The sequence below is a fragment of the Phenylobacterium sp. genome (genome assembly GCF_031181185.1).
In the GTDB taxonomy this organism is placed as follows: domain Bacteria; phylum Pseudomonadota; class Alphaproteobacteria; order Caulobacterales; family Caulobacteraceae; genus Phenylobacterium.
In genome coordinates this window covers 1-8,252 of sequence record NZ_JAPSKZ010000161.1, presented here as the reverse complement: position 1 = coordinate 8,252, position 8,252 = coordinate 1, and the positions used below count along the sequence as shown (strand labels likewise).

The following is an 8,252-nucleotide window of genomic DNA, read 5'->3' as shown; positions in this document are numbered from 1 at the left end:
TAAGGCTGTCCAGGATGCGGACGCGATCGCCGCGGGCCAGCAGGGCGTCGGTGACGTGGCGGCCGATGAAGCCGGCGCCGCCGGTGATGAGGACGGTCTTCGCCATCGCCTTAGCCCCCCACCCGAAGGACTTTGGCGATGCAGCGGCGCTCTTTATGCATAGGGTTCCCTCGACGCTTTCCCGTCAAGCTAACCCTTCATCTTCATGTAAGTTCCCGAAGCGCAGCAGTAATCGTTCCATTCTGCGCAGCTTAATCAACGCCTAAATCTGCGTGATGGGCAACGGATTTAGCTTTTGAGTGGCTGAAAAGCAGATTGGTCGGCTTTTCATTTGATGAGCGGGTTCCTGCGCGCGACGCGTGAAGGAACAAACCTCAAGCGAAGCTGTTTCCCAGCTACTTACGTGCGAGGGGTCCGATGAGCCGCAGGAAGCTTCGAGTGGGGATCGTGGGCGTTGGCAACTGCGCCTCGTCCTTCGTCCAGGGCCTGTCCCACTATGCCGACGCCACCGCGAACGAGCCGCCGCCGGGCCTGATGCATGTGGAGCTGGGCGGCTACCACGTCGGCGACATCGAGCTGGCCTCCGCCTTCGACATCCACGCCGGCAAGGTCGGCCGCGACCTGGGCGAGGCGGTGCTGGCCGCCCCCAACAACACCGTCGTCTTCGCCACGCCGCCGAAGACCGGCGTCGTGGTCCAGCGCGGGCCTACCCTCGACGGCATCGGCCAGTATATGGCGGGCGACATCGAGGAGGCCGAGGCGCCCGCGGTCGACGTGGCCGAAGCGCTGCGCCGGTCCGGCACCGAGATCCTCGTGTCCTACCTGCCCGTGGGCTCCCAGCAGGCGACCGAATATTACGCGGCCCAGGCGCTTGAGGCGGGCTGCGCCTTCGTGAACTGCATTCCAGTGTTCATCGCCTCGGACCCGGCGTGGGCCAAGCGCTTCGAGCAGCGCGGCGTCCCCATCATCGGCGACGACATCAAGAGTCAGGTCGGCGCCACCATCATCCACCGGGTGCTGGCCAACCTGTTCCGCGAGCGCGGCGTCCGCATCGACCGCACCTACCAGCTGAATTTCGGCGGCAACGCCGACTTCAAGAACATGCTGGAGCGCGAGCGTCTGTCCTCGAAGAAGATCTCCAAGACCCAGGCCGTCACCAGCCAGTTCGACGTCCCCCTCGACGCCGACGACGTGCACGTGGGACCCAGCGACTTCGTTCCCTGGCTCACCGACCGCAAGTGGGCCCACATCCGGGTTGAAGGCACCACCTTCGGCGGCGTGCCGCTGAACGTCGAGCTGAAGCTCGAGGTCTGGGACAGCCCGAACTCGGCCGGCATCGTCATCGACGCGGTCCGCTGCGCCAAGCTGGGCCTCGACCGTCGGCTCGGCGGCCCGCTGCTGGGCCCCTCCAGCTATTTCATGAAGTCCCCGCCCGAGCAGTACACCGACAACGAGGCGCGCGACCGCACGCTTCGCTTCATCGCCGGCGAGGACGAGCAGCCGCTCCCTGCCAAGGTCCGCGCCAAGGTTCGCCTGGCTTCCTGATGACGATGCTTTCGCAAGACGAGATCCGAGCCCGGGCCGCGTCGCTGGGCCAGTGGTTCCACAACATCGACCTGAATGGCGTGCCCACGGCGCCCGACCACTTCCTGAACGACTATCCGAACGTGAAGTGGCAGCGGTTCCGGCACGCGATACCGGAGAACCTCGCTGGCAAGACCGTCCTCGATATCGGCTGCAACGCCGGCTTCTACTCCATCGAGATGAAGCGCCGCGGCGCCGACCGGGTCGTCGGCGTGGACTTCGACGACCGCTACCTCGAGCAGGCCCGTTTCGCCGCTGAGGTGAAGGGCGCCGACATCGAGTTCCGCAAGCTGTCGGTCTACGACGTGGCCGAGCTGGGCGAGAAGTTCGACATCGTCCTCTTCATGGGGGTGCTCTACCACCTGCGCCATCCGCTGCTGGCGCTGGACCTGATCCACGACCACGTCGCCGGCGACCTCCTGATCTACCAGTCGCTGCAGCGCGGCTCGGCCGAGGAGGCGCCCGTCCGGGCCGACTACGACTTCTTCGAACAGGATCACTTCAACGAGCCCGGCTACCCCAAGCTGCACTTCATCGAGCACGAGTACGCCGGCGACTGGACCAACTGGTGGGCGCCCAACGCCGCCTGCTCGGCCGCCATGCTCCGCAGCGCCGGCTTCGAGATCCTCGAGCATCCCGAGGAGGAGGTCTTCGTCTGCCGGGTGACCGAGCGGCCGAAGCCCTGGGGCGCCGTCTATCCGGCCAAGCCGCGCACCAACGGAAACGGGAGGGGACACGGATGATCGAAGCCGCCAAGATCTGGAACGAGCCCAACAACAAGTCGCACTGGGACCCGAACCTGGACCCCGAGTGGGACCTGTTCGCCAACATGGCCAGGCTCGCGGGACAGGCGATCGCGGCCGAGAACAGCGGCCTCACGCGCGTGCTGGGCGGCATGTCGCCGATCGATCCGCATTTCCTGAAGCGGCTGGAAGCCCGCGGCGTGCTGGACCACGTCGACGTGGTCGCCATCCACGGCTTCCCGCTCGACTGGAACCTCTGGCAGATCGACGAGTGGCCCACGAAGGTCGACGAGATCGCCGCCGTCACCGACAAGCCCATCTGGGTGACCGAAGTCGGCGTGTCCTCGTTCGGCTCGGAAGAGGTCCAGGCCTGGGGCGTCAAGAAGACGGCCGAGCTCCTGATCGGCAAGGTTCCGACCATCCACTGGTACTCGCTCTACGACCTGCCCAAGACCTGGGAGGCGACCACCCGGCACAAGGAGGCCGAGGGCTCGTCCTACTACCGGCACTTCCACATGGGCCTGCTGCGCGAGGACGGCTCGCCGAAACCCGCGGTCGAAGCCTATGCGCCTTACGCCGCCGACATGGGCCTCTGTCAGTGGTTCCACTTCGAGGACCACCGGCTGGACGACGCCGTCGCCTGGATGAAGCGGCTGGGCGTCCGCAAGCTGCGCACCGGGCTCTCCTGGGCCGACAGCTTCCGCCCGAATGCCGACGCCTGGTTCGACCGCCAGATGGAGGCGCTCGCCGACTTCGACGTCACCGTCACCTTCTGCTTCACGCCCGAGCACCGCGGGCTCGAGCCGCACCACACCAGCCCGCCGCAGGTGGCGGAGGAATTCGCCGAATTCTGCGCCCGGATGATCCGGCGCTACGCCCCCGCCCAGGCGGGCGGGCCACGCGCCGCCTACGCCGCGGAGTAGGATGAGCCAGGCGGGCCCCAACTTCAGCTGGATCACGCCTGACCTGGCCGTCGGCGGCGCCTTCCCGCGTGGGACCGCCGCCTCGCTCGCCCGCGACCACGGGGTCGGCGCCGTGGTCGATGTCCGGGTGGAGGAGTGCGACGACCCCGAAGAGCTCGCCGCCTGCGGGCTCAAGTTCCTGCACCTGCCGACCGAGGACCTCTGCGGCGTCAGCCAGCCGATGCTGGACGAGGGCGTGCGCTTCGCCCGGGAAGCCGCCACCGAGGGCCGGCGCCTCCTGATCCATTGCCAGCACGGGATCGGCCGCTCGGCCACCGTGGCGCTCTGCGTGCTGGTCGACCGCGGCTTCGCGCCGATGGACGCGCTCGTCACCGCCAAGGACGCCCGCGCCCTCGTCTCGCCCAGCCAGTCCCAGTTCGAGGCCTGGACCGAATGGCTGCGCCGCCGCGCCCCCCAGGCCTCGGCGCCCAGCTACCACGAGTTCGGCTGCGTCGCGTACCGCCACCTCGCGCAATCCGCGTGAGGCCGTGCTCGTCTATGGCGACCGGCGGCGTGACGTCTCCACGACCGAAGTCCTGGCAAGACGCGACGTCTTCTCGACCGCCGAACTCGCCCAGGGGCTGATCGACGCCGAGTTCGAGGCCAGCGGCTTCGACGATCTCACCCCGCTGCACCGCGCGGCGATCGCTGACCTGCGGGCCCTCGCCGCCGGCCGCGAACCCTCCGCCCTCGCCGCCCTTTCCCTGCCGCCGCGGGTCATCGTCAAGGAGCCCGAGGGCTACGCCTTCTACGCCGTCTATCCCGAGGGCTTTGCGGAAGCGGCGCGCAGCGTCGCCTGGCCCGCCCCGCCCTTCGTCATCGGCCTTCGCTCCATCGGCCTCGGCCTTGCGGCCCACGTGGCGGAGGCTTCCGGCGCCGCCGACATGGTCAGCCTGCGTCCCGTCGGGCCGCCCTTCCGGCGAACGCTCCGACTGTCCGACGCGCTGCGCGCCACGCTCGCGGCGCACCCGGGTCCCTTCGCCGTCGTGGACGAGGGCCCGGGGCTCTCCGGCAGCTCCTTTGGCGCGGTGCTAGACCTGCTGCAGGCGCTGGGCGTGGGCCTCGACCGCATCGTGGTCCTCCCGTCCCATGCCGGCGATCTTGGTCCCGAAGCAGACCCGGCGCATCGCCGCCGCTGGGCGCAGGTGCGCCGCGCCGTCGTCGCCTTTCCCGAGCTTGCGCGACGCCGCCCCATGGCCGAGCTGTTCGCCGACCTCATCGGCCCTGCGGTCGCCGTCGAGGACCTGTCCGGCGGCGCCTGGCGCGAAGGCCGCGCCGTCCCCGCCTTCCCCCAGCAGGAGCGGCTGAAGCACCGCATCACCACCGCCGAGGGCCGCTGGATCGCACGCTTCGCGGGCCTGGGGGCTATCGGCGCGGCCAAGCTCGAGCGCGCCCACGCCCTCCACGCCGCCGGCGTCGGGCCCGAACCGGTGGCGCTCCGCTGGGGCTTCCTGCTCAGCCGCTGGGTCGACGGCGAGATGTCCCGCCCGACGGCCGACGAACTCGCCCGCTACCTCAGCGTCCGCGCCGAGCTCCCCGCCCCGCCCGGCGCCACCGTGGAGGAGCTGGCCGAGATGGTCCGCGTGAACGCGTCCGAACTGGGCCTGGACCTGACGCCCAGGCCGCCCCGCGCCCGCGCCCGGCCCGTCGCCATCGACGGCCGCCTGCACGCCTGGGAGTGGATCCGCACGCCCGCCGGCGTCCTGCTCAAGACCGACGGCCTCGATCACTGCTGCGCCCACGACCTGGTCGGCGGCCAGGACATCGCCTGGGACGTGGCCGGCGCGGCCGTTGAGCTGGGTCTCTCGGACGACGCCGTCGAACGCCTCCGCGCCGCCCTCGGCGCCGACGCCGACCTCACTGCCTTCTGCCGCCTCGCCTATCCGGCGTTCCAGGCGGGCCTCTGGACCTTCGCCGGCGACGCCGCCCAGGTCGCCCGCTATCGCGCCGCCCTCGAAACCGCCGCCCGGCTCGCCGGTTGTCTGTCCGCAAGGAGCGCCTGATGCCGGACCAGCCAGACATGAACCCGGGCGACGAGGTGAAGCCCGGAACCCCGCAGAGCGGCGAACACGTCTGCCCCGACTGCAACGGCTTCGGCGAGGTGGCCGGCGCCCCCTGCCGCGCCTGCGGCGGCACGGGCCGCATCACCGCGCTGGTGGGGGACGCTTAGCGTTTGAGGTTTCGCGGAACACTGCTCGCCCGCTGAGGTTGTGGCCTCAGCGGCCGCCCGGCCGCCTTGCGAAGGGAATGCTCCAATGAAGTCGATCTGGATCGCCTCGGCCGCCACGGCCGCCCTGGCGCTCGCCGCCTGTGCGTCGACATCGTCCGAAACGGCCATGTCCGCTGGGGCCGCCGCCTCGCCTGTGGCCGCCAACGCCCCCATGACCGTCGACGCCTACGCGACCGAAGCCGCCCGCAGCGACATGTACGAGATCCAGTCGGGCAAGCTCGCGCAGACGCGCGGGGCCTCCGACGCGGTGAAGCAGATGGGCGCCATGCTGGTGAAGGACCACACCATGACGACCCAGACGCTGATGGCCGCCATGCAGGCCGTGAACCGCCCCATCAGCCGGCCCAGCCTCGACGCCCGCCGGCGAGACATGATCGCCCAGCTCGAGGCAGCCCAGGGCGCCGCGTTCGACCGGCTGTTCCACCAGCAGCAGATCATGGCCCACCAGGAGGCGCTGGCGCTGCACCAGGGTTATGCGGCGAACGGCGACGTCCCGCAGATCAAGACCGTGGCCGCCCAGGCCGCCCCGGTCGTGGAGGGTCACCTGAAGCATCTGCAGAGCCATCAGGGCCAATGACGAAAAAAAAGGCCGCGCCAGAGGCGCGGCCTAAGTCATAGGGAGGAAACGCCCAAAAGGGCGAGACCGTCATGCGCCTTTGCTGCACTGCACGCAAGTCACAATTTCATGTCGCTGTGAAATAAGGCGTTACTCCACCCAGTCCTTCGCCAGGCCGCGGGCGGCGAGCGCGAAGAGGCCGGCGCTGACCAGGTAGAAACCCAGGCCGCAGTAGATGGCGTAACGCAGCGATTCCGCTCCGAAATGTGGCGCGAGCGCGTCCGACACCGCCCCGAAGAACCAGGTGCCGAGGCCCAGGCCGATCAGGTTGTTCACGAACAGGAAGCAGGCCGAGGCGGTCGAGCGCTGCGCCGGCGCGACAAGATGCTGCACCGCAGTAATCACCGGGCCCAGCCAGACCAGGTTCAGCCCCGTCGGGATCAGGAACAGCAGGAACGCCAGCCACAGGGCCTGCACCTGGATGGCCAGGAAGAAGCACGGCAAGGCGATCAGGAACGCCACCGCGGGCACCAGCAGGTAGTACGCCGGCTTGGCGCGCCCCAGGCGGTCGCCCAGCCAGCCGCCCAGCCACACCCCGGCCACGCCGCCCACCAGCGTCATCGAGCCCAGGAAGAGCGAGCGGTCCACCAGGTCCATGCCCAGGCTCCGCTCGAAGAACGACGGCAACCAGAACGCCACGCCGTAACCGCAGACCGACGAGGCCGCCGCGCCCAGCGAGATCAGCCAGAACGTCGGCTTGCGCAGCAGCGCGCCGACGCCGCCCGGCGCAGGCGCGCCGGCCACCCGCGGCGGCGAGACCTCGCGCGGCGGCTCCTTGACGATCAGCCGGAAGATCGGCGCCAGCGCCACGCCGGCGAGGCCGACCACGATGAACGCCATCCGCCAGTCGACCGCGTGGGCGATCAGGCCGCCGAACAGGATGCCCAGCGCCGAGCCGATCGGGATGCCGAACGAATAGGCCGCCAGCGCCCGCGCCCGCTGCTCCTTGGGGAAGTAGTCGGCGATCAGCGAATAGGCCGGGGCCACCCCGCCCGCCTCGCCCACGCCCACGCCCATCCGGCACAGGAACAGCTGCCAGAAGCCGCCGGCCAGGCCGCACAGGGCCGTGAAGCCGCTCCACAGCGCCAGCGCCCCGGTCATGATCCAGGTGCGGCTCCAGCGGTCGGCCAGCCAGGCGATGGGGATGCCCAGGCCCGTGTAGAACAGCGCGAACGCCAGGCCGCCCATCAGGCCCAGCTGGCTGTCCGTCAGGCCCAGCTCCTGTTTGATCGGGCCCGCCAGGATCCCGAGGATCTGCCGGTCGAGAAAGTTGAAGGTGTAGGCGAGGATCAGGACCGAAAGGACGACGATCCGGTAGCCGCCGCTCGCAGGGGCGTCTTTGGCCATAGGTGCTCCGGCAAAGAGGAACGCCCGGCTCTGGGTCAGAGCCGGGCGTCCGCTGATACTAGAACTTCGCTTCGAGCGAGAGCGTCACGGTCCGCGGCGGACCGTAGTACGCCGTGATCGAGTTGCCGAAGGTCGCGCCCGGGAAGTTGTAGCCGCCGATGCGGTACTCCTCCTCGGTCAGGTTCCGGCCGTGCAGGCCCACCCGGTACTTGTCGTCGGCCGAGGTCCAGACGACGCTCGCGTCCACCAGCCAGTAGCCGTCCTGGTCGAGGACCGAGGGCACCTCGAACATGCTGAACGACGAGCGGTACGACGCCGACGGGATGAAGGCGATCGAGCCGTTGTCGCCCAGGTCGTGGGTGTAGGTCAGGTTGACCGAGCCGTTCCACTCCGGGGTGTTCTGGAACACGCGGCTGTCGGCGAAGTCCTCGATCCGGCCCGTCACCGGGTTCAGCGCCTGGTACTCGTCGAACTCGGCCTTGATGTAGCCCACCGAGAAGTTGGCGCGCAGCGCGTCGGTCAGCACGGCCGAGCCTTCCAGCTCGGCGCCGTACATGTGCGACTTGCCGACGTTCAGCACCTGGCTGGCGATGCGCACGGCCGTGCCCACCACCACCGGGGTCTGCAGCGTCACCTGCTGGTCCTTGTACTTGGCGTAGAACACGGCCGAGTTCAGGGTCAGGCGGCGGTCGAAGAAGTAGCCCTTCAGGCCGCCTTCGAACGAGTCCACGGTCTCGGGGTCATAGCCGTTCACCGAGTCCGGCGTCAGC

10 protein-coding genes are annotated in these 8,252 nt (G+C 69.5%); 7 read left to right on the top strand and 3 right to left on the bottom strand.

Going from position 1 to position 8,252, the window contains the following annotated elements:
• Positions 1-106 (bottom strand): NAD-dependent epimerase/dehydratase family protein (locus tag RIF93_RS16285; protein WP_309092501.1); only part of this gene is annotated, 106 nt, incomplete at its 3' end.
• A gap of 311 nt (positions 107-417) precedes the next feature.
• Between RIF93_RS16285 and RIF93_RS16280 the strand changes: the two genes are divergently transcribed.
• The 7 genes from RIF93_RS16280 to RIF93_RS16250 all read left to right on the top strand — a co-directional run bounded on the left by RIF93_RS16280 (position 418) and on the right by RIF93_RS16250 (position 6,096).
• Complete coding sequence (locus RIF93_RS16280) at positions 418-1,545, top strand: inositol-3-phosphate synthase (RefSeq protein WP_309092500.1); 1,128 nt, start codon at positions 418-420, stop codon at positions 1,543-1,545.
• Positions 1,545-2,327 carry a TIGR04290 family methyltransferase gene (locus RIF93_RS16275; RefSeq protein WP_309092499.1) on the top strand — a complete coding sequence of 261 codons (783 nt, stop codon included), beginning with the start codon at positions 1,545-1,547 and terminating at the stop codon, positions 2,325-2,327. Before RIF93_RS16280 ends, RIF93_RS16275 begins: the two co-directional genes overlap by 1 nt.
• Positions 2,324-3,250 carry a beta-xylosidase gene (locus RIF93_RS16270; protein ID WP_309092498.1) on the top strand — a complete coding sequence of 309 codons (927 nt, stop codon included), beginning with the start codon at positions 2,324-2,326 and terminating at the stop codon, positions 3,248-3,250. The genes RIF93_RS16275 and RIF93_RS16270 overlap by 4 nt, the downstream gene beginning before the upstream one ends.
• A 1-nt stretch (position 3,251) precedes the next feature.
• Positions 3,252-3,773: a dual specificity protein phosphatase family protein gene (locus tag RIF93_RS16265; RefSeq protein ID WP_309092497.1), complete on the top strand. Its 522-nt coding sequence runs from the start codon at positions 3,252-3,254 to the stop codon at positions 3,771-3,773.
• A gap of 4 nt (positions 3,774-3,777) precedes the next feature.
• On the top strand, positions 3,778-5,292 hold the full coding sequence (locus tag RIF93_RS16260; protein WP_309092496.1) for a hypothetical protein: 1,515 nt from the start codon (positions 3,778-3,780) through the stop codon (positions 5,290-5,292).
• Positions 5,292-5,459 carry a hypothetical protein gene (locus RIF93_RS16255; protein WP_309092495.1) on the top strand — a complete coding sequence of 56 codons (168 nt, stop codon included), beginning with the start codon at positions 5,292-5,294 and terminating at the stop codon, positions 5,457-5,459. The genes RIF93_RS16260 and RIF93_RS16255 overlap by 1 nt, the downstream gene beginning before the upstream one ends.
• A gap of 85 nt (positions 5,460-5,544) precedes the next feature.
• The gene (locus RIF93_RS16250; RefSeq protein ID WP_309092494.1) at positions 5,545-6,096 is read left to right on the top strand and encodes a DUF4142 domain-containing protein; all 552 of its coding nucleotides are present in this window, start codon (positions 5,545-5,547) and stop codon (positions 6,094-6,096) included.
• A gap of 129 nt (positions 6,097-6,225) precedes the next feature.
• Here the strand turns inward: RIF93_RS16250 and RIF93_RS16245 are convergent, their stop codons facing one another.
• A complete protein-coding gene (locus RIF93_RS16245; RefSeq protein WP_309092493.1) occupies positions 6,226-7,482 on the bottom strand; it encodes an MFS transporter in 1,257 nt (418 codons plus the stop codon).
• Between the two features lie 58 nt (positions 7,483-7,540).
• Positions 7,541-8,252: TonB-dependent receptor domain-containing protein (locus RIF93_RS16240; protein WP_309092492.1), on the bottom strand; the 712-nt coding region annotated here is incomplete at its 5' end.

What these genes read in the sequence shown, in the direction of transcription:
- RIF93_RS16255 (WP_309092495.1), top strand. Translation starts at nt 5,292, where the DNA reads ATGCCGGACCAGCCAGACATGAACCCGGGCGACGAGGTGAAGCCCGGA.
- RIF93_RS16280 (WP_309092500.1), top strand. Translation starts at nt 418, where the DNA reads ATGAGCCGCAGGAAGCTTCGAGTGGGGATCGTGGGCGTTGGCAACTGC.
- RIF93_RS16265 (WP_309092497.1), top strand. Translation starts at nt 3,252, where the DNA reads ATGAGCCAGGCGGGCCCCAACTTCAGCTGGATCACGCCTGACCTGGCC.
- RIF93_RS16270 (WP_309092498.1), top strand. Translation starts at nt 2,324, where the DNA reads ATGATCGAAGCCGCCAAGATCTGGAACGAGCCCAACAACAAGTCGCAC.
- RIF93_RS16245 (WP_309092493.1), bottom strand. Translation starts at nt 7,482, where the DNA reads ATGGCCAAAGACGCCCCTGCGAGCGGCGGCTACCGGATCGTCGTCCTT.
- RIF93_RS16275 (WP_309092499.1), top strand. Translation starts at nt 1,545, where the DNA reads ATGACGATGCTTTCGCAAGACGAGATCCGAGCCCGGGCCGCGTCGCTG.
- RIF93_RS16250 (WP_309092494.1), top strand. Translation starts at nt 5,545, where the DNA reads ATGAAGTCGATCTGGATCGCCTCGGCCGCCACGGCCGCCCTGGCGCTC.